Annotated in this window: 19 protein-coding genes and 1 tRNA gene; 17 read left to right on the forward strand and 3 right to left on the reverse strand. The window is 61.0% G+C overall.

Features of this window, described 5'->3' with window-relative positions:
- Positions 1 to 16: 16 nt before the first annotated feature.
- The 14 genes from EJ070_RS25490 to glpK all read left to right on the forward strand — a co-directional run bounded on the left by EJ070_RS25490 (position 17) and on the right by glpK (position 14,992).
- Positions 17 to 376 carry a four helix bundle protein gene (locus tag EJ070_RS25490; RefSeq protein ID WP_126093830.1) on the forward strand — a complete coding sequence of 120 codons (360 nt, stop codon included), beginning with the start codon at positions 17 to 19 and terminating at the stop codon, positions 374 to 376.
- 63 nt (positions 377 to 439) lie between these two features.
- Positions 440 to 1,381 carry an alpha-E domain-containing protein gene (locus EJ070_RS25495; protein ID WP_126093831.1) on the forward strand — a complete coding sequence of 314 codons (942 nt, stop codon included), beginning with the start codon at positions 440 to 442 and terminating at the stop codon, positions 1,379 to 1,381.
- Between the two features lie 21 nt (positions 1,382 to 1,402).
- Positions 1,403 to 2,197, forward strand: a complete 795-nt coding sequence (locus EJ070_RS25500; RefSeq protein WP_126093832.1) for a transglutaminase family protein — start codon at positions 1,403 to 1,405, stop codon at positions 2,195 to 2,197.
- Positions 2,198 to 2,230: 33 nt separating this feature from the next.
- Positions 2,231 to 2,962: a peptidase gene (locus tag EJ070_RS25505; RefSeq protein ID WP_126093833.1), complete on the forward strand. Its 732-nt coding sequence runs from the start codon at positions 2,231 to 2,233 to the stop codon at positions 2,960 to 2,962.
- Positions 2,963 to 3,072: 110 nt separating this feature from the next.
- Positions 3,073 to 4,701, forward strand: a complete 1,629-nt coding sequence (locus EJ070_RS25510; RefSeq protein ID WP_126095904.1) for a thiamine pyrophosphate-dependent enzyme — start codon at positions 3,073 to 3,075, stop codon at positions 4,699 to 4,701.
- Between the two features lie 149 nt (positions 4,702 to 4,850).
- Positions 4,851 to 5,618 carry a DeoR/GlpR family DNA-binding transcription regulator gene (locus EJ070_RS25515; protein WP_126093834.1) on the forward strand — a complete coding sequence of 256 codons (768 nt, stop codon included), beginning with the start codon at positions 4,851 to 4,853 and terminating at the stop codon, positions 5,616 to 5,618.
- 126 nt (positions 5,619 to 5,744) lie between these two features.
- A complete protein-coding gene (glpD, locus tag EJ070_RS25520) occupies positions 5,745 to 7,265 on the forward strand; it encodes a glycerol-3-phosphate dehydrogenase (RefSeq protein ID WP_126093835.1) in 1,521 nt (506 codons plus the stop codon).
- A 39-nt stretch (positions 7,266 to 7,304) separates the two neighbouring features.
- On the forward strand, positions 7,305 to 8,384 hold the full coding sequence (locus EJ070_RS25525; RefSeq protein ID WP_126093836.1) for an ABC transporter ATP-binding protein: 1,080 nt from the start codon (positions 7,305 to 7,307) through the stop codon (positions 8,382 to 8,384).
- A gap of 10 nt (positions 8,385 to 8,394) precedes the next feature.
- Positions 8,395 to 9,462, forward strand: coding sequence for an ABC transporter ATP-binding protein (locus EJ070_RS25530; RefSeq protein ID WP_126093837.1), 1,068 nt, complete (start codon positions 8,395 to 8,397; stop codon positions 9,460 to 9,462).
- Positions 9,463 to 10,329 carry a sugar ABC transporter permease gene (locus EJ070_RS25535; RefSeq protein WP_126093838.1) on the forward strand — a complete coding sequence of 289 codons (867 nt, stop codon included), beginning with the start codon at positions 9,463 to 9,465 and terminating at the stop codon, positions 10,327 to 10,329. It abuts the gene before it with no gap.
- Position 10,330: 1 nt separating this feature from the next.
- Positions 10,331 to 11,245: a carbohydrate ABC transporter permease gene (locus EJ070_RS25540; RefSeq protein WP_126093839.1), complete on the forward strand. Its 915-nt coding sequence runs from the start codon at positions 10,331 to 10,333 to the stop codon at positions 11,243 to 11,245.
- Between the two features lie 68 nt (positions 11,246 to 11,313).
- Complete coding sequence (locus EJ070_RS25545; protein ID WP_126093840.1) at positions 11,314 to 11,601, forward strand: DUF2160 domain-containing protein; 288 nt, start codon at positions 11,314 to 11,316, stop codon at positions 11,599 to 11,601.
- A gap of 77 nt (positions 11,602 to 11,678) precedes the next feature.
- Entirely contained in the window at positions 11,679 to 13,406 is a 1,728-nt protein-coding gene (locus EJ070_RS25550; protein ID WP_126093841.1) for an ABC transporter substrate-binding protein, read from the forward strand.
- Between the two features lie 92 nt (positions 13,407 to 13,498).
- Positions 13,499 to 14,992, forward strand: a complete 1,494-nt coding sequence (gene glpK / locus EJ070_RS25555; protein ID WP_126093842.1) for a glycerol kinase GlpK — start codon at positions 13,499 to 13,501, stop codon at positions 14,990 to 14,992.
- Positions 14,993 to 15,064: 72 nt separating this feature from the next.
- Here glpK and EJ070_RS25560 read toward each other — a convergent pair whose 3' ends face one another.
- The gene (locus EJ070_RS25560; RefSeq protein WP_127222285.1) at positions 15,065 to 15,514 is read right to left on the reverse strand and encodes a BA14K family protein; all 450 of its coding nucleotides are present in this window, start codon (positions 15,512 to 15,514) and stop codon (positions 15,065 to 15,067) included.
- Positions 15,515 to 15,859: 345 nt separating this feature from the next.
- Here EJ070_RS25560 and EJ070_RS25565 point away from each other — a divergent pair.
- A tRNA-Lys gene (locus EJ070_RS25565) sits at positions 15,860 to 15,935 on the forward strand.
- A gap of 441 nt (positions 15,936 to 16,376) precedes the next feature.
- Here the strand turns inward: EJ070_RS25565 and EJ070_RS25570 are convergent.
- Both EJ070_RS25570 and EJ070_RS25575 read right to left on the reverse strand, forming a co-directional pair.
- A complete protein-coding gene (locus EJ070_RS25570) occupies positions 16,377 to 16,643 on the reverse strand; it encodes a hypothetical protein (RefSeq protein WP_126093844.1) in 267 nt (88 codons plus the stop codon).
- A gap of 541 nt (positions 16,644 to 17,184) precedes the next feature.
- Positions 17,185 to 17,388 carry a hypothetical protein gene (locus tag EJ070_RS25575; protein ID WP_126093845.1) on the reverse strand — a complete coding sequence of 68 codons (204 nt, stop codon included), beginning with the start codon at positions 17,386 to 17,388 and terminating at the stop codon, positions 17,185 to 17,187.
- A gap of 1,019 nt (positions 17,389 to 18,407) precedes the next feature.
- Here EJ070_RS25575 and EJ070_RS25580 point away from each other — a divergent pair.
- Both EJ070_RS25580 and EJ070_RS25585 read left to right on the forward strand, forming a co-directional pair.
- The gene (locus tag EJ070_RS25580) at positions 18,408 to 18,947 is read left to right on the forward strand and encodes a J domain-containing protein (protein WP_126093846.1); all 540 of its coding nucleotides are present in this window, start codon (positions 18,408 to 18,410) and stop codon (positions 18,945 to 18,947) included.
- 181 nt (positions 18,948 to 19,128) lie between these two features.
- Positions 19,129 to 19,311, forward strand: coding sequence for a hypothetical protein (locus tag EJ070_RS25585; protein ID WP_126093847.1), 183 nt, complete (start codon positions 19,129 to 19,131; stop codon positions 19,309 to 19,311).
- Positions 19,312 to 19,402: the final 91 nt, after the last annotated feature.

The following is a 19,402-nucleotide window of genomic DNA, read 5'->3' on the forward strand; positions in this document are numbered from 1 at the left end:
GGGAAATACGACGGCAATCAATTCCTACCGAGATCTGATCGTTTGGAAGGCGGCCTTGAAGTTGGCAGTAAATTGCTACTCGGCCACGAAAGGTTTTCCGAACAGCGAAGCATACGGGATGACCTCTCAGATACGACGCTCGGCGGCTTCCATCGCAGCGAATGTTGCAGAGGGTCACGGAAGAGAAAGTACAGGAGCCTTTATTCAATTTCTTCGCACGGCGCAGGGCTCTCTGAAAGAGTTGGAGACCCATCTCATACTGAGTGGAGAGGTGGGATTGATGGTCGAAGCGGAGGTCGCCAGCTTGCTTGGCCAAACTGATGAAATCGGGAAAATGCTGCGTTCGATGATCCGGAGCCTGCAACAAAAGTCATGAAGTGCTTCTTCCGCTACTCGCTACTCGCTACTCGCTATTCGCTCGACACCGGAGCAAGCTGATATGCTTTTGGGCCGCACCGCCAACGGTCTCTACTGGATGAACCGCTATATCGAGCGGGCCGAAAACATGGCGCGCCTTGTTGATGCCGGCCTGCGCATGGCGCTGACGCGCACCCAGAACGCGTCCGAGGAATGGAACTCGGTGCTGCTCAGCGCCGGCTCCGACGTTGCCTTCTCGCAGAAATACCAGGATTACACCGTCGCCAACGTCTCGGATTTCCTGTTGCGCGACATCTCAAACCCATCGAGCACGATGTCGTCGATCGAGACGGCGCGCAACAACGCGCGCATGGTGCGCACCGCGCTGACCCGCGAGACCTGGGAGAGCATCAACGAAGCCTGGATGTCGTTGAAGCGCATTTTGGCAAGGCCGATAGACGAACGCGACCTGCCGACCGTGCTCGACGCCATCAAGCGCGAGACGGCGCTGATCCGCGGCTCGTTCTACGGCACGATGCTGCGCAACGAGATTTTCGATTTCTCGCAGCTTGGCACCTATGTCGAGCGCGCCGACAACACGGCCCGCATCCTCGACGTCAAATACTATGTGCTTTTGCCATCGATCTCCTGGGTGGGCTCGACGCTCGACAACTATCAATGGGAATCGATCCTGCGCTCGGTGTCGGCGCACCGCTCCTACCGCTGGGTCTACGACGCCGAATACAAGCCGACCAACATCGCCGATTATCTGATCCTCAATGTCCGCATGCCGCGCTCGCTCACCTTCTGCTACCGCTTCCTGGCGGAGCATCTGAAGTTCCTCGCCGACGACTATGGCGAGCGCCATGCCTGCCATGCCACGGCCGAGAAGACACAGGCCATGCTGAGGAAGGGTTCGATCAAGGATATTTTCGATCACGGCCTGCACGAATTCCTGGCCGAATTCATTGCCGACAATACAAGACTGGGCGACGAGATCGCACAGGACTACCGGTTTTATTGAGCGCTGAAGGGGCAGGGCGCCATGCGGCTCAAGATCACCCACCGGACCGAGTATCGCTACGACGCGCCGGTGCAATATCTGCTGCAGCGGCTGCGCCTGCTGCCGCAGAGCGGGCATACACAGACCGTGGCAAGCTGGGCGATCAAGGTCGACGGCGCGCGTGAGGAAGTGCGTTTCGTCGACCAGTTCGGCAACGACACGCGGCTGGTGAGTGCGGAGGGCGGCCACAACACCATCAAGGTCGAAGCCTCCGGCGAAGTGATGACGCGCGACACGGCGGGTGTGTCCGGCCCGCATCAGGGTTTCGCGCCGCTCTGGCTGTTCGGTCAGCAGACACCGTTGACCATCGCCGGCGATGGCATTCGTGAGCTTATTGGCTCCGCCGGCGAGGGGACCGATATCGAGCGACTGCACAGGCTGATGGGCACGATCCGCGAGCGGGTCGCCTACAGGCCGGGCGCGACCAGCGTCGTAACGCCGGCCGAAGAAGCTCTGGCGCTGAAGAGCGGTGTCTGCCAGGACCACAGCCACATCTTTATCGCCGCGGCGCGCGCGATGGGTTTTCCCGCTCGCTATGTCAGCGGCTATCTGATGACGGACGCGGCCGTCGAACAGGCGGCGAGCCATGCCTGGGCCGAGGCGCATGTTCCGGGCCTCGGCTGGGTTGCCTTTGATCCCGCAAACGGTATTTCTCCCGACGAACGCTATGTGAGGGTGGCGACGGGACGCGACTATCGCGATGCCGCGCCGGTATCGGGAATTCTGCTCGGTCAAGCGGAAGAGAAGCTTGCCGTCACCGTCACGGTGGAGCAGTAATCTTCGTCAGGATTCGCTGGCTTAAGAAGACTCATGACCTATTGCGTCGGCCTCAAGATCGATCGCGGGCTCGTGTTCATGTCGGACACGCGCACCAATGCCGGCATGGATTCGATCTCGACCTTCAAGAAGATGCATGTCTGGGAAGAGCCCGGCGAGCGCGTCATCGTGCTGATGTCGGCGGGCAATCTGGCCACCACACAGGCCGTGGTCAGCCTGCTCGACGAGCGTACCAAGGCAGTCGGCGATCGCCACGAGAAGCTGCTCGAAACGCCATCCATGTATCAGGCGGTGCGGCTGGTCGGCGATACGGTGAAGGAAGTGATCGCCCATTCGTCGCCCGCCGGCGACAAGGCCGATTCCTATTTCAATGCCTCTTTCATCCTCGGAGGCCAGATCAAGGGCAGTCCACCACGGCTGTTCATGATCTATCCCGAGGGCAATTTCATCGAGTCGACCGATGACACGCCATTCTTCCAGATCGGCGAGACCAAATACGGCAAGCCGATCATCATCCGCGCCTATGACCGTACGATGAGCCTCGCCGAGACGGTGAAGCTGCTTCTGGTTTCCTTCGACTCGACGTTGAAGTCGAACCTGTCGGTCGGCCTGCCGCTCGACCTGCTCTTCCTCGAGGAGGACGCCTTCAAGGTCGGCCTCAAGAAGCGGATCGGCCAGGACGACCAATATTACCGCACGATCTCGGATGGCTGGTCCAACGCGCTGAAGGCGGCTTTCGCCAGCCTGCCGGATTTTCCGGGCTAGGGGCGGCACCCCGTTGCCCTATTCGACATGTTAATCAAAAGTTGGAAAGGTAGGAACAACTGACCGGCAAGGCAGTCGGTCGGCCGGGAGCAATCATGGTTGTGCAAGAAATGGCAAAGTCTGAAACAACCGCGGAAGCAATCACGCGAGCCCTTGTAGAACACAGCATCGACACCGTGTTCGGCATACCCGGGGTTCATATGTACGATTTCAACGACGCACTCCATCGTGCCGGCGACAAGATTAAATTCATCCATACGCGACACGAACAAGGTGCCGCCTACATGGCATATGGCTATGCCAAGGCAACAGGCCGGATTGGTGCGTTCACCGTGGTTCCGGGACCAGGCGTGCTGAACGCGGGTGCGGCCCTCTGCACCGCCCTGGGTGCGAACGCGCCGGTGCTTTGCATCACGGGCAACATCATGTCTCACTTGATCGGCAGAGGCCGGGGACAGCTTCACGAATTGCCGGATCAGCTGGCGACCCTGCGCGGCATAACGAAAGTCGCCGAACGCATTGATCACCAGTCAGAGGCTGGCTTCGTCGTCAGCGAGGTTATCTCCAAGATGATCTCCGGGCGAAAAGGACCCGGCTCGATCGAAGCGCCGTGGGATGTCTTCGGCCAAAAAGGTCCGGAGGTGCCGATTGTTTCGGCAGCGCGAGCCGAGAGTGCCCGGCCGGACCCGCTGGCGATTGAGCAGGCCATCCAGCTCATTTCAAATGCCAAACGTCCACTCATCATGGTTGGTGGCGGAGCGGTTGATGCGCGCAAGCAGGTGCGAGAACTTGCCGAGCGTCTAGGTGCGCCTGTAACGGCTCATCGATCGGGCAAGGGTGTGCTCCCCGACGATCACCCCAATGCCCTTAATCTGGTCGCAGCATACGACTACTGGAAAGATACCGACCTTCTTATCGGTGTCGGCAGCCGCCTTGAATTGCAGTTCATGCGCTGGCGATATATTCCAAAGAACCTCAAAGTCATCCGGATTGACATCGATCCGAAGGAGATGGTTCGCCTGCGTCCGGACGCCGCGATCGTGGCGGATGCGGCCGATGGCGTCGATGCTCTTCTCGAACAGGCACCTCGATCTTCAATCGATATGCGCCTGGAAGATTTCGCTCGCCTGAACAATGCCGCGAGGGAACGCTTCGCTGCCGTAGAACCTCAGGTTTCCTACGTCAACGCGATCCGGCGCGCACTGCCGAGGGACGGCTTCTTTGTCGAGGAGATCAGCCAGGTGGGCTTCACCGCCCGGTTCGCGTTCCCGGTTTTCGCTCCCCTGCAATACGTGACCTGCGGCTATCAGGAAACTCTGGGTTTCGGGTTCAATACCGCGTTGGGCGTCAAGGTTGCTCATCCGGACAAGATGGTGATCTCCGTCTCCGGCGACGGCGGTTTCATGTTTGGCCTCCAGGAGCTTGCAACCGCGGTTCAACATCGCATCAACGTGATAGCGATCGTGTTCAATAACGGTTCTTTTGGGAACGTGCTGAGAGACCAGAGACAATCGTATGACGGTCGCTACCTGGGGTCGGAGCTGACCAATCCGGACTTTGTGAAGCTCGCCGAGAGCTTCAATATCCCGGCCTTCAAAGCGACGACGCCCGAGGAGCTCGAGCGATTGATAACGACTTGCGCGACCCTAGACAGCCCCGTGTTGATCGAAGTGCCTGTGGACAGAGGGTCCGAAGTGAGTCCCTGGACGTATCTCCATCCCGCTCCCCATCCAGATTAAGATCGTCCGCCGCTTCGCCAGAACCGGTTCGCATTGGCTTGCGTACCGGTTTGCCTTTGCGATCAGATGATTTTCATTAGCCGGCTCATACCTTTTCATTGCTTTCGTTTTCCGATATAGGCAGGAAAAACGAAAATGGAGGATGCCGGATGTTTCTTTCGCCACGTCATACCGAAATCATCCAGATGGCGAAGGACCATGGCCGGGTGCTGGTCGAAGATTTGGCGACGCATTTCAGCGTGACGCCGCAGACGATCCGCAAGGATCTCAACGATCTCTGCGATCAGCGCCTGCTGACGCGTGTCCATGGCGGGGCGCTGTTTCCGTCCGGCATCGAGAACATGGAATATGAGGCGCGGCGCAAGATCGCCGCCGAGGAGAAGGAGGCGATCGGCCGCGCCGCGGCCAGGTTGATCCCCGACAATGCCTCGCTTTTCATCAACATCGGCACCACGACGGAAGCCGTCAGCAAGGCGCTGCTCGACCATAACGGGCTTATGGTCATCACCAATAACATCAATGTTGCCAATAGGATGCGTATTTATCCTTCGATAGAGGTGGTGATAGCCGGCGGCGTGGTGCGCGGCTCCGACGGCGGTGTCGTCGGCGAGGCAGCCGTCGATTTCATCCGGCAGTTCAAGGTCGACTACGCCGTCATCGGCGCCTCGGCCATCGACCATGACGGCGCGCTGCTCGACTTCGATTTTCGCGAGGTGAAGGTGGCGCAAGCCATCATCGCCAATGCGCGTCACGTGATTCTCGTCTCCGACCAGACCAAATTCGAGCGCACGGCGCCGGTTCGCATCGGCCACCTGTCACAGGTCAACACCTTCATCACCGACCGTTGCGACATCCCTTCGGTGCGAAGGATCTGCGAGGAAAAAGAGGTTCGTTTGATCGAGACGGCGCTCGAATAAGCGTCGTCTCACGGCCGTCTCACACGCCTGTGATATTTCGTTTGACATTCGTTCTTAGTTCGAAATAATCCATCACGGTTTCGCGAAACACAAAAATGGTGCAATGCGAAATCGCGGAGGAACCCTGTGGACTCATCACCGATCCATGACATTTTCGTCATAGGTGGCGGCATCAACGGCTGCGGCATCGCCCGTGACGCCGTTGGCCGCGGATTTTCGGTTTTCCTGGCCGAGATGAACGATCTCGCCAGCGGGACTTCGTCCGGCTCGACCAAGCTGATCCATGGCGGCCTGCGCTATCTCGAGTTCTATGAATTCCGGCTGGTGCGCGAAGCGCTGATGGAGCGCGAGATCCTTTGGAAGAACGCGCCGCATATCATCTGGCCGATGCGCTTCGTCCTTCCCTACGCCAAGGGCCTGCGCCCGGCCTGGCTGATCCGGCTCGGCCTGTTCCTCTACGACCATATCGGCGGGCGCAAGCTGCTGCCGGCGACGAAAACGCTGGACATGGCCACCGATCCGGCCGGCAAGCCGCTGAAACCGCTCTTCCGCAAGGCCTTCGAATATTCGGACGGCTGGGTCAACGATGCCCGCCTGGTGGCGCTCAATGCCCGCGACGCGGCGGACCGAGGCGCCATCATCCGCACCCGAACCAAAGTTGTAAGCGCGCGCCGCGACGGAGCGCTGTGGACGATCAAGATCCGGAATGTGCTGACCGGCGAGACCGAGGAAGTCCGCGCTCGCCTTCTCGTCAACGCCGCCGGGCCCTGGGTCGACCAGGTGCTGGCAAAGGCGGTCGGCCAGAACGATGTGCACAATGTCCGTCTGGTGCAGGGCAGCCACATCGTCATCCGCAAGAAGTTCGACGATCCGCGGGCCTATTTCTTCCAGAACAAGGACGGGCGCATCATCTTCGCCATTCCCTACGAGGAAGAGTTCACGCTGATCGGCACCACCGACCGCGACTATCCGGGCGATCCGCATGACGTGAAGATCAGCGATGCCGAGATCGACTATCTCTGCGCCGCAGCAAGCGAATATTTCGCTCAAGCCGTCAAGCGTTCGGACATCGTCTGGACCTATTCGGCGGTACGCCCGCTCTATGATGACGGCGCCTCGAAGGCGCAGGAAGCGACGCGCGACTATGTGCTGAAGGCCGATGGCGGGGAGGGCGCGGCCCCCTTGCTCAATTCATTCGGCGGCAAGATCACGACGTTCCGCCGGCTGGCGGAATCGATGCTGGAGAAGATCGAAGGTTTTCTCGGCAAGCGCGGCAAACCATGGACCGCCAATGCGCCGCTGCCCGGCGGCGATTTTCCGGCGACCGGTTTCGACGCGCAGGTATCAAAGCTCAAGAACGTCTATCCGTTCCTCGATCAGCGGCTGGCGCGCAGGCTCACCCGGCTCTACGGCACGCGCGCCGAGAAGCTGCTTGGGCTGGCCAAGTCGAATGCCGATCTCGGCCGCAATTTCGGCGCCGACCTTTACGAGGCCGAGGTGCGCTATCTCGTCGAGAACGAATGGGCCGTCACCGCCGAGGACGTGCTGTGGCGCAGGACCAAGCGCGGCCTGCATTTCAGCCGCGAGCAGACGGCGGCCTTGGAAGAATTCATGCGTGGCCGGCGCCACGTCGCGGCGGCCGAGTGAAGGCCGCCCGGTAATGCGAAAGGCCTGGGAGGAGGCGTGATGCTGGAACTGAGGAACGTGACGAAGACGGTCGGCGCGCAGGAGCATATCCGCGACGTGTCGCTGACGCTTCAGCACGGCTCGCTGAACGTTCTGCTCGGACCGACGCTTTCGGGCAAGACCAGCCTGATGCGGCTGATGGCCGGCCTCGACGCGCCGAGCTCCGGCTCGGTGTGGTTCGACGGCAAGGATGTCACCGTACAGCCGGTGCAGAAGCGCAATGTCGCCATGGTCTATCAGCAGTTCATCAACTATCCGGCGATGACCGTCTACGAGAACATCGCCTCGCCGCTTCGGGTCGCGGGCGTCGAGCAGGCCAGGATCGACAAGGATGTGCGCAACGCCGCCGCGCTGCTGAAGCTCACGCCCTATCTCGACCGCACGCCGCTCAGCCTGTCCGGCGGCCAGCAGCAGCGCACCGCGCTCGCCCGTGCCATCGTCAAGAACGCCAGCCTCGTCCTGCTCGACGAGCCCTTAGCCAATCTCGACTACAAGCTGCGCGAGGAATTGCGCGCCGAACTGCCGAAGATCTTCGCCGCTGCCGGCACGATCTTCGTCTATGCCACGACCGAGCCGCATGAGGCGCTTTTGCTCGGCGGCAACACAGCCACCCTCTCCGAAGGCCGTGTCACGCAATTCGGGCCGACCATCGAAGTGTTCCGCAAGCCGGCCGACCTGGTGACGGCCAGGACCTTCGCCGACCCGCCGCTCAACTCGATCGTGCTCGCCAAGAAGGGATCGGATTTCCTGCTCGAAGGCGGTGTCAAGCTGCCGGTGCCGCCGGAGCTGCTCGGCATTCCCGACGCGAGCTACACGATCGGCTTCCAGCCGCATCATCTGTCGCTCGAACGTCCCAACGCCAGCGCCGTGCCGGTGCGGGCCAAGGTCACCATCACCGAGATCACCGGCTCGGAGAGCTTCGTCCATCTCGACTTCGCCGACGCGCGCTGGGTGATGCTGGCGCACGGCATCCTCGACTTCGAGACCGACGACGAGGTCGAGGTGTTCATCGATCCGCGCCACATCATGGTGTTCGACCAGAACGGCAGCGCCGTGACGGCGTCGAAGCTGGCGGCCTGAGGAGGAAGCGATGGCGCGCATCGAGGTCAACCATATCCGCCATTCCTACCTGCCCAATCCGAAGAAAGATTCGGATTTCGCACTGAAGGAAGTGCACCACACTTTCGAGGACGGCGGCGCCTATGCGCTGCTCGGGCCCTCGGGCTGCGGCAAGACCACCTTGCTCAACATCATTTCGGGGCTGCTCCACCCCTCGCACGGCCAGCTTTTGTTCAACGGCAGGGACGTGACCAGGCTGTCGACGCAGGAACGCAACATCGCCCAGGTGTTCCAGTTCCCGGTCATCTACGACACCATGACCGTCTACGACAATCTGGCCTTCCCGCTGCGCAACCGCCGCGTGCCGGAGGCCGATGTCGACCGCAAGGTGCGCGAGACGCTCGACATGATCGATCTCGCCTCGATGGCGAACCGGAAGGCGCGCCGGCTGACCGCAGACCAGAAGCAGAAGATCTCGCTCGGCCGCGGCCTCGTGCGCTCCGACGTCAACGCCATCTTGTTTGACGAGCCGCTCACCGTCATCGACCCGCATATGAAATGGGTGCTGCGCTCGCAGCTCAAGCAACTGCACCGCCGCTTCGGCTACACCATGGTCTACGTCACGCACGACCAGACCGAGGCGCTGACTTTCGCCGACCGCGTCGTGGTCATGTATGACGGCGAGATCGTGCAGATCGGCACGCCGGCCGAGCTGTTCGAACGCCCGCGGCACACTTTCGTCGGCTATTTCATCGGCTCGCCGGGCATGAACGTCCTGCCGGTTGCGCTCGAAGGCAGGACGGCGATGCTCGGCGCGCAGCGCATCGAGCTGCCGGGCGTGCCGAAGGCCGAAGCCGGCGCCGTCGAGCTCGGCATCCGTCCCGAATATGTGCGGCTCGGCCGTGAAGGAATGACCGTCCAGGTCAGCAAGGTCGAGGATGTCGGCCGCCACAAGGTTGTGCGCGCCAATCTCGAAGGCAAGGAGATCGCCGCCGTCATCGGCGAAGACGACGAAGTGCCGTCCGAGCCCAAGGTTCGCTTCGATCCGGCCGGCATCAACATTTATGCCGATTCGTGGCGCGTCGAGATGGGGGCCTAGATGGAAAAGACCTGGAACAACAAAGCCTGGTTCCTTGTCCTGCCGGTGCTGGTGCTGGTGGCGTTCTCGGCCGTCATCCCGCTGATGACCGTCGTCAACTATTCGGTGCAGGACACGTTCGGCAACAACGTCTTCTTCTGGGCCGGCACCGAGTGGTTCGAGGAACTGCTTGCCTCCGACCGCTTCTGGGAAGCGATGGTGCGCAACCTGATCTTCTCCTTCATCATCCTGGCGATCGAAGTGCCGCTCGGCATCTTCATCGCGCTCAACATGCCGAAAAAGGGCTGGGGCGTGCCGGTCTGCCTGGTGCTGATGGCGTTGCCGCTGCTCATCCCGTGGAACGTCGTCGGCACGATCTGGCAGGTGTTCGGCCGCAACGACATCGGCCTGCTCGGCTACTACGTCAACGCGCTCGGCATCGACTACAACTATGTCCAGGACCCGATCGATGCCTGGGTCACCGTTATCATCATGGATGTCTGGCACTGGACCAGCCTGGTCGTGCTGCTCTGCTATGCCGGACTGGTCTCGATCCCGGACGCCTTCTACCAGGCGGCCAAGATCGACGGCGCGTCGCGCTGGGCGGTGTTCCGCTACATCCAGTTGCCGAAGATGCAGCGCGTGCTGCTGATCGCGGTGCTTTTGCGCTTCATGGACAGCTTCATGATCTACACCGAGCCCTTCGTCGTCACCGGCGGCGGTCCGGGCAACTCGACCACCTTCCTGTCGATCGACCTCGTCAAGACGGCGCTTGGCCAGTTCGACCTCGGCCCGGCGGCAGCCATGTCGCTGGTCTACTTCCTGATCATTCTTCTGTTGTCTTGGGTGTTCTACACCGTGATGACCAACTACGACGCGGAGCGCTGAGATGGCGGGCGCAAACGAAAGAACCGACCGAGTGAGCGAGACAACCGTTTCGGAAGGCGTGGGCAGCACGCTGTCGCAGGACGAGGTCGCAAGGCTGATGCGTCGACGCGGCGAGGAATCGCGCTGGTGGTGGATCGTGCCAACGCTCTACATCGTCGCGCTGCTGCTGCCGATCTACTGGCTCATCAACATGAGCTTCAAGACCAATGCGGAGATCGTGTCGTCGCTGACGCTGTTCCCGCACAATCCGACACTCGCTAATTACCGCACCATCTTCACCGATGCGTCCTGGTATTCGGGCTACATCAACTCCATCACCTATGTGGTGATCAACATGGTGATCTCGGTCACCGTGGCGCTGCCGGCGGCCTACGCCTTTTCGCGCTACCGTTTCCTCGGCGACAAGCACCTGTTCTTCTGGCTGCTGACCAACCGCATGGCCCCGCCGGCGGTGTTCGCGCTGCCGTTCTTCCAGCTCTATTCGGCCTTCGGTCTGATCGACACGCATATCGCCGTGGCCCTGGCGCACTGCCTGTTCAACGTGCCGCTGGCAGTGTGGATCCTGGAAGGGTTCATGTCAGGCGTGCCGAAGGAGATAGACGAGACCGCCTATATCGACGGCTATTCCTTCCCGCGCTTCTTCATCAAGATCTTCATGCCGCTGATCGCCAGCGGCATCGGTGTCGCCTGCTTCTTCTGCTTCATGTTCTCATGGGTGGAACTCTTGATCGCGCGCACGCTGACCACCACCGATGCCAAGCCGATCGCAGCCACCATGACGCGCACCGTCTCGGCCGCCGGCATGGACTGGGGGCTGCTCGCAGCCGCCGGCGTGCTGACGCTGATCCCTGGCGCGGTCGTCATCTGGTTCGTCCGCAACTACATCGCGAAGGGCTTCGCCCTGGGGAGGGTGTGATGAAACGAACACATAAGTTCATCCTCACCACCATCGCCAAGGGCTTTGCCCTGGGGAGGGTCTAAGCCATGAACCTCGACTTCTCGTGGATGGCGTGGACCTTGCCGACGGCCGCCTTCTTCATCGTCATCGTGCTGATGCTCTGCGGCATGGGCGTCTGGGAATATGTCTCGCCGGGCGGCAATCCGCGCGTCGGCGTGCTGCGCTTCGAGACGACGCGCGGCGACCGTCTCTTCCTGTCGCTGCTCGGCAGCGCCTTTATCCATCTCGCTTGGCTGGGTTTTGTCGGACCCAACCTGTGGTGGGCTCTCGCTCTCTCCGTAGTCTACGCCATCGGCGTGTTCCGCTACGTATAGAGGGGGAAACTGTCGGAGCGGTCGCGTGCTGGGCGGCCGCTCCAGATCGCACTTGAAACCTAAAACGGAGGAAACACATGCGACGGCAAATTTTAACATCAACGACCGCCATTGCCCTGTTGCTCGGGGCTGGCAACGCCTATGCCGGTATGGACGAGGCCAAGGCTTTCTTGGACAAGGAGATCGGTCCACTCTCGACGCTCTCGCGCGCCGATCAGGAAAAGGAAATGCAGTGGTTTATCGACGCTGCCAAGCCGTTTGCCGGCATGGACATCAAGGTCGTGTCGGAAACCATCGCGACCCATTCCTATGAGTCGCAGGTGTTGGCGCCTGCTTTCTCCGCCATCACCGGCATCAAGGTCACGCACGACACGATCCAGGAAGGCGATGTCGTCGAGAAGATCCAGACCCAGATGCAGACCGGCCAGAACCTCTATGACGGCTGGGTCAACGATTCCGACCTGATCGGCACGCACTGGCGCTACCAGCAGGTGCGCAATCTCTCCGACTGGATGGAAGGCGACGGCAAGGACGTCACCAATCCGAACCTCGACCTGAAGGACTTCATCGGCACCTCCTTCACCACCGCTCCGGACAAGAAGCTTTACCAGCTTCCCGACCAGCAGTTCGCGAACCTGTACTGGTTCCGTTACGACTGGTTCAACGACGAAAAGAACAAGGCCGATTTCAAGGCCAAGTACGGCTACGACCTTGGCGTGCCGGTCAACTGGTCAGCCTATGAGGACATCGCCGAATTCTTCACCGGCCGCGAGATCGATGGCAAGAAGGTCTACGGTCACATGGACTACGGCAAGAAGGACCCGTCGCTCGGCTGGCGGTTCACCGACGCCTGGCTGTCCATGGCCGGCAATGGCGACAAAGGCATTCCGAACGGCCTGCCGGTCGACGAGTGGGGCATCAAGGTCGACGAGAATTCGCGCCCCGTCGGCTCCTGCACCGCACGTGGCGGCGACACCAATGGTCCGGCTGCTGTCTACTCGATCCAGAAGTATCTCGACTGGCTGAAGGCCTACGCTCCGGCGGAAGCCCAAGGCATGACCTTCTCTGAAGCCGGCCCGGTTCCGGCGCAGGGTGCGGTTGCCCAGCAGATGTTCTGGTACACCGCCTTCACCGCCTCGATGGTCGACGCCGGCGCCAAGGCGGTGCTGAACGACGATGGCACGCCGAAATGGCGCATGGCGCCGTCGCCGCACGGCGTCTACTGGAAGGACGGCATGAAGCTTGGCTACCAGGACGTGGGTTCCTGGACGCTGATGAAGTCGACGCCGACCGACCGCGCCAAGGCCGCCTGGCTCTACGCGCAGTTCGTCACCTCGAAGACCGTCGACGTGAAGAAGAGCCATGTCGGCCTGACCTTCATCCGCGAGAGCACGATCCACGACAAGAGCTTCACCGAGCGTGCTCCGAAGCTCGGCGGCCTGATTGAGTTCTATCGCTCGCCGGCCCGTGTCCAGTGGTCGCCGACCGGCACCAACGTGCCTGACTACCCGAAGCTGGCCCAGCTCTGGTGGCAGGCGATCGGCGATGCCTCATCGGGCGCCAAGACCGCGCAGGAAGCGATGGACTCGCTCTGCGCCGAGCAGGAAAAGGTCATGAGCCGCATCGAGAAGTCGGGCGTCCAGGGCGATATCGGCCCGAAGATGGCCGAAGAGCACGACCTTGCCTACTGGAACGCCGACGCGGTCAAGAAGGGCAATCTCGCGCCCCAGCTCAAGATCGAGAACGAGAAGGAAAAGCCGATCACCATCAACTACGACGAACTGGTGAAGAGCTGGCAGAAGTAACGGCATGACATGGGCGTGCTCGCCCATGTTAGGAAATGCAGGGGAGGCGGCTTTGCCGTCTCCCCTGTTCTATGAGAAGTGGAGGGAACGGAATGAGCGGTTTTGTGCTGGCCATCGACCAGGGAACGACATCGACCCGGGCGATCCTGTTCGACGACGAGATGAAGGTAGCAGGCATCGGCCAGCAGGAATTTCCGCAGCATTATCCGGCCTCCGGCTGGGTCGAGCATGACCCGGAAGACATCTGGTCAAGCGTGGTCGCGACGGTCAAAGCGGCGCTGAAAGCGGCCGGCCGCGCAGCATTCGACGTGGCGGCGATCGGCATCACCAACCAGCGCGAGACGGTCGTCATCTGGGACAAGGCGACCGGCAAGCCGATCCACAACGCCATCGTCTGGCAGGACCGGCGCACCGCGCCGCTTTGCCAGAAGCTCCGGAAGCAGGGGCTGGAGAAGAAATTCACCCGCAAGACCGGGCTGCTGCTCGACCCCTATTTCTCCGGCACCAAGATCGCCTGGATGCTGGACAAGGTGAAGGGCGCGAGGAAGCGCGCCGAGAAGGGCGAACTGCTCGCCGGCACGATCGACAGTTTCCTGATCTGGCGGCTGACCGGCGGCAAGGTGCACGCCACCGACGCCACCAACGCCTCGCGCACACTGATCTACAACATCGAGAAGAACGCCTGGGACGACGAGCTGCTGTCGATCCTGAACATACCGGCCGCGATCCTGCCGCAGGTGAAGGATTGCGCCGATGATTTCGGCGTCGCCGAGAAGAGCCTTTTCGGCGCCGAGATGAGGATCTTCGGGGTCGCCGGCGACCAGCATGCGGCGACCATCGGCCAGGCCTGTTTCGAGCCCGGCATGATGAAATCCACTTACGGCACCGGCTGCTTCGCGCTGCTCAACACCGGCGCCGACCTGGTGCGCTCGAAGAACCGGCTGCTCACCACCATCGCCTATCGGCTGAACGGCAGGACCACCTATGCGCTGGAAGGCTCGATCTTCATTGCGGGCGCCGCCGTGCAATGGCTGCGCGACGGCATCAAGGTGATCGGCAAGGCCGAGCAGAGCGGTGCGCTCGCCGCGGCCGCCGATCCGGCGCAGGCTGTCTATCTGGTGCCGGCCTTCGTCGGGCTCGGCGCGCCGCATTGGGACGCCGATGCGCGCGGTTCCATCTTTGGCCTGACCCGCAATTCTGGTCCGGCGGAGTTCGCGCGCGCGGCTCTCGAATCTGTCGCCTACCAGACCCGTGACCTGCTCGACGCGATGCGCAAGGACTGGAAAGGCGCCTCGGCCAGAACCGTGCTTCGGGTCGATGGCGGCATGGTGGCGTCGGACTGGACCATGCAACGGCTGGCCGACATTCTCGACGCGCCGGTTGACCGCCCGACCATCCTGGAGACGACTGCGCTGGGCGCCGCCTGGCTCGCCGGATCGAAAGCCGGTGTGTGGCCGAAGGCGAAGGAATTCGCCAAGACCTGGGCGCTCGACCGCCGCTTCAAGCCGGACATGGATGCCGGCACGCGCTCGGCAAAGCTCGCGGGTTGGCGCGATGCCGTGCGCAGGACGCTGAGCACGAACTGAGACCCATCAAAGAGAGCCCGCGCCTTTCGATGCGGGCTCGGTCAACGACTCTGCGGTACCGACTGGGGCCCGTCAGTAGGGCGAGCGGCACTCGCGTCTGCCGTATCTGGACAAGTATGTATTGTCCGAGGCGCGATAGCTTCTGTAGTGGTCGTAGCACCACTGTACATGCGCATCCGCATAGCGGTTCTGGCTGTTAACGATCGCGCCGGTGATCAGCGCGCCGGTAGCGAATGCCGCAAGCGGGAACCAGAAATCGCCGTGACGGCGATAGCCGCGATGATATTCGCGGTAGCCGCGATGGCCGTTCCAGTACACGGCACCATTGCGCTCATACATGGCGCTTTGGGAGCGATTGAAACTACGGCGCTTTCTCCAGTCCTGGTATTGTACTGTCTGGACATTCGAGAGGTCCTGGCCTTGCGGCACATAGTTCGGCTGAGCATTGACCGGCACGATCTCCGCCGCAGCGAACGAAACCGATAGCGCGGTTGCCAGCAGACCCGATGAAATCTTGTTCATGGTCTTCTCCTCGAGGGTGGTTGTCGTCCCTTGCGGGGGCAACGGTCGCGCGGTGCGATAGTTCCGCCAAACGCCAGGTCGCATTCGACGAGCACGCCCGATGCGCGCAGTCGGCTTGGGAGCAAGACATGCATGAAAACAATGGTTTAAGCGCACATCGCGATTCCGTTCAAGACGAAGCGCGCGACCCGATGGGTCGACCTTCCGGCCTTGCGACAGGCAGAGTTCCGGCGGATCCTGATGTCGCGAAAAGCAGGACTTGCGGGCGATCTTTTTCCGGTTGACCGGCCGATGTACTCTCCCTATGTTCCGCGCAATTTCGAGGGCGGCGTTTCCAGCCCACGGGAGCGCGTAGCTCAGCCGGTAGAGCAACTGACTTTTAATCAGTAGGTCATGGGTTCGAATCCCATCGCGCTCACCAAGAACATTGCTAAATCAGCTACATACGGCAGGTTGGGGACCCTTCTGCTGGTTTCTTTAAAGCTCTGTCCGCAGAATGTCCGTGAATGCGACGGCGACGCGATATTGAAGGCCAAAACGCCTCCCTTGATCGTCCCGCGCAGCATCGCCGCTCCGAAAGCAGGGCCTCGCTTATCGAGCTAGACGGTCGACCAAAAGCCCCTGCCAGTACAGGAGGGCGTCGGCGAACTGATAGTGGCGCAGCGCGCCGGGATGGCTGCTCTCTGCGCTTGCGTGCCGCTGCGCTGAGCGTCCTTCGTTCGCATGGCGGTGCCGGTCGCGAACGCTGGTAAAATGCATTCAGCCGGTGCCAGGTCTCGCCCCCGAGCCCCCACCGGTCAGGCCCGGCGTTCGCTGGCCTACCCCGTCAGCCTGCCGGGCCGCCCGGCTCAAGCACAGGCTTTCAGCCTTTGCGCTTGTCCGGCGTCATCGCATGGTTGGTGAACTGCAGGTTTCGGTCGTCGCGGCCAGCGTCCCGACACTCATGGCAAAAGAGGACCTTGATCAGGCTCCAGAGCATCGCGCCATGGTCTGGCCCGAGCCGCTTCACCAGTTCGGCAACGTCGAGCGTCGCCTTTCGCTTGCAGGTCAGACAGTCGACCGACAGACCCGTGCCGGCTTCGAGCTTCTTGCCGAGCGTGTCTTCAGTGAAGGGAAACTTCATTGTCATTGGCGATCCTCGTTGAGGGGGTCGCCGCACTGGTGAGGATTATATTCCTGATCGCTCGCCAGATGACAAGTGCTTTGAGGCTCGCGCCTAAGGGCTGGGTCTACCGGTACCCGGCCTGTCGGGGGAGTCGGGGTGACTGGGGCGTACAGGCCGGGCCCCTTACCCCGGTGTGGGCGGGGCAGACCCGCATTATGCGCTAGCTTTGAGCGCCCGGCATTAATAATTTTAGGCTTAGCTAATTCAAAGCTCGCCACCGGGAGGACGCTGGTGACGGGCTTTGATTTGCCATGACGAGGCCGCCACCGGGAAGGTCGACGTCATCAAGTATAATCGAATGTCGACATTTTTTCTGCGACCTTAAACAGCGGTGGCAACTGCCAGTCGCTCTACCAAACAGGAATGCTCTCCTATGCCCACCCGAGGACGCAACCAGACAGGAGTCTGGATCGCCATCCGTCACTGATCGCCCAAACAGCCGAGCCAACTGTCACTTGGTAGCCGGCTTGTGTGGTTAGCGTCTAGGCACGGATGGTGCCACTTCCTACCACCCCAAGTGGATTATCTGGGAAAGATCGGCGATGTCGCCATAGATCATCGAACCTTTGACGAGAGAACACCTGCCATCCAGGACCTCGAAGAGCGGACTTGACGCCGTGCAAACCGGTGGAATCTTGCGGCCCCCGGCTTCGGCATAGCCGACGCTGATCGCGAGGATCGCGATAGCAATGAGAGTGGTCTTGCTCATATCTAACCCCCTGAAGCCAACTGGCTCTTGGGCCGCAAAACCGGGTTGCCACCCCTTAAGTAGCATCGGGCAATGATGGCTTCATCATCGATTGGAATGACGAGGCAGTCGCATAACCATTGAGGCACGCGAACAAAAAGGCCCGGAAACCGAAGCCACCGGGCCTTGTCTGTGCCTCCCACATAGAAGCCTAAACAGCCGAAACAAAATGTCAGACGTGGTCGGACTGCTCCGGCTCGTCGTCATGCTCGTCCCGGTCCAAAGCGTCCTCGCCCTGGCGCCGGCCTGTGCCGATACCAACGAAACCTAACTCTGGCTCTAGATCTCCTTGGTTGCCGTAGCAGCCCAAGTTGCCCGACTTCGAGCCGTCGACCGTCCAGCCAAGCGAGTGTTCGGCTGCGCCGTCGTCCTCGCCGTCGCTGTAGCCTGCTTCGCTGGTGTCTAACGCCGAGGCACTCGACTCTTAACCGCTACCTTTTTGCCTTCCCCCCCCGGGGGAAGTGGGTCGCTGCCCCAACGGAATACGGGGCTATATCTTTCATTTATTCGGACCAATGCCGTTGGAAGGATGGACCTCAGCCGATTGTGGGCCTGCTGGCGATTCAGGCACTTTGCTGCCGCGCCGGCTGATAACCCCAAGCCCCCCGCCCATCAGTCGGCGTACAGCCCGGCTTGCGAACCTCAATACAACCCCAAAGCAAGCCGGGCTTTTGATCCAGCACTCATGCCGAACTGAGAAGCGCCGCATGATGACTTGTATCCTCATAGCCTGGCTCGCCCTCCAGCCCGCCAGCATCATCATTGGCAAGTCTATCGCCTTTGGAAGTCAATGATGGCCGACTGACCGGCAAGCCGATCGTAGGAAGCCCCCGCGTTCGGACCCGGCGCGGTGTTCCTGCTCGGCGAAATCGTCAAGCGCTCCCGTCGCGGGGAAGCCGGCTTGCATGGACAGAACGGTTGGGCGATGCTGTCTTTTTGGGGTGTGGTGTTCGCAGTGCCGATTCCATGGAAGCACCGCTATGTTCATTGACTACTACGAACTACTTGAGATCAGTCCGAACGCGAATTCGGAAACGATCGAACGGATATTTCGTTATTTTGCCATGCGCTATCATCCCGACAATCGGGACACCGGCGATGAATCACGCTTCAGCGAAATCGTGGAGGCGCACAATACGCTCAAGGATCCGGTCAAGCGCGCCCAGTACGACGTCCAGTACAAGGACAATTTGAGCCTTCGCCGCGAACTGACCGAGGAAGCTGGCAACGCCAAAGGGCTCGAGCGGGATATCGTCATCCAGGCCAAACTGCTGTCGCTTCTTTATGTAAAACGCCGACAAGACGTCAACAATCCTGGCATCGGCGATGAAGAACTCGAACGCTTGTCAGGCTGCCCGCGAGAACATCTTGAGTTTCATCTCTGGTATTTGAAGGCAAAGGGCTGGATAGCGAGGATCGAAAACGGGATGTTCGCCATCACCGTGGACGGCATCGATCGCGCCAATTCCGAACATCGTCGTGAGACCGCCGCTACTAGGCTGCTGAATCATGCAAGCTGAAGGTCATCGCCGCGGTTTCTCGGTTGCCCGCCAGTCACCTTCGCTTTAGCGATCGCTTGTATTCAAATCTGACCGGGCCCATGGTCGCCTTCCCGGGGAGGTTTGATTGGCGTGGCCCGTGTCTCGGTTCCCATGTCTCGCTGTGGAGCGGCTTGAACGGGGCGTCCGAGGGGAGGGGAAATTGCCCGAGAAAAAAGTAATCGCGGTCAAAGACTGGACCTGCGCCATGAGCGACGAGCTTGGTCGCGTAGCCCTGATGGTCAACCCGACCGATGGCGAGCCGATCATGGTCTTGATGACGATCTTTCAGGCAGCAAAGATGGGGCGCGAACTGCAGTCTCCGAAGCGCGTCCAGTCTATCTAAAGCATGTCTCCCGAAAGTGGGAACCGGTTTCGGGACAAAGACATGCGTAAAATCAAAAACCTAAAGCGCACGGAGCGAATCTGAAAGATCG

Source organism: Mesorhizobium sp. M1E.F.Ca.ET.045.02.1.1, from assembly GCF_003952485.1.
GTDB lineage: Bacteria > Pseudomonadota > Alphaproteobacteria > Rhizobiales > Rhizobiaceae > Mesorhizobium.

Excerpts from the sequence above, each read along its gene's own strand:
- EJ070_RS25495 (WP_126093831.1), top strand. The coding sequence starts at position 440 with ATGCTTTTGGGCCGCACCGCCAACGGTCTCTACTGGATGAACCGCTAT.
- EJ070_RS25500 (WP_126093832.1), top strand. The coding sequence starts at position 1,403 with ATGCGGCTCAAGATCACCCACCGGACCGAGTATCGCTACGACGCGCCG.
- EJ070_RS25505 (WP_126093833.1), top strand. The coding sequence starts at position 2,231 with ATGACCTATTGCGTCGGCCTCAAGATCGATCGCGGGCTCGTGTTCATG.
- EJ070_RS25510 (WP_126095904.1), top strand. The coding sequence starts at position 3,073 with ATGGCAAAGTCTGAAACAACCGCGGAAGCAATCACGCGAGCCCTTGTA.
- EJ070_RS25515 (WP_126093834.1), top strand. The coding sequence starts at position 4,851 with ATGTTTCTTTCGCCACGTCATACCGAAATCATCCAGATGGCGAAGGAC.
- EJ070_RS25525 (WP_126093836.1), top strand. The coding sequence starts at position 7,305 with ATGCTGGAACTGAGGAACGTGACGAAGACGGTCGGCGCGCAGGAGCAT.
- EJ070_RS25530 (WP_126093837.1), top strand. The coding sequence starts at position 8,395 with ATGGCGCGCATCGAGGTCAACCATATCCGCCATTCCTACCTGCCCAAT.
- EJ070_RS25535 (WP_126093838.1), top strand. The coding sequence starts at position 9,463 with ATGGAAAAGACCTGGAACAACAAAGCCTGGTTCCTTGTCCTGCCGGTG.
- EJ070_RS25540 (WP_126093839.1), top strand. The coding sequence starts at position 10,331 with ATGGCGGGCGCAAACGAAAGAACCGACCGAGTGAGCGAGACAACCGTT.
- EJ070_RS25545 (WP_126093840.1), top strand. The coding sequence starts at position 11,314 with ATGAACCTCGACTTCTCGTGGATGGCGTGGACCTTGCCGACGGCCGCC.
- EJ070_RS25550 (WP_126093841.1), top strand. The coding sequence starts at position 11,679 with ATGCGACGGCAAATTTTAACATCAACGACCGCCATTGCCCTGTTGCTC.
- glpK (WP_126093842.1), top strand. The coding sequence starts at position 13,499 with ATGAGCGGTTTTGTGCTGGCCATCGACCAGGGAACGACATCGACCCGG.
- EJ070_RS25560 (WP_127222285.1), bottom strand. The coding sequence starts at position 15,514 with ATGAACAAGATTTCATCGGGTCTGCTGGCAACCGCGCTATCGGTTTCG.
- EJ070_RS25570 (WP_126093844.1), bottom strand. The coding sequence starts at position 16,643 with ATGACAATGAAGTTTCCCTTCACTGAAGACACGCTCGGCAAGAAGCTC.
- EJ070_RS25575 (WP_126093845.1), bottom strand. The coding sequence starts at position 17,388 with ATGAGCAAGACCACTCTCATTGCTATCGCGATCCTCGCGATCAGCGTC.
- EJ070_RS25580 (WP_126093846.1), top strand. The coding sequence starts at position 18,408 with ATGTTCATTGACTACTACGAACTACTTGAGATCAGTCCGAACGCGAAT.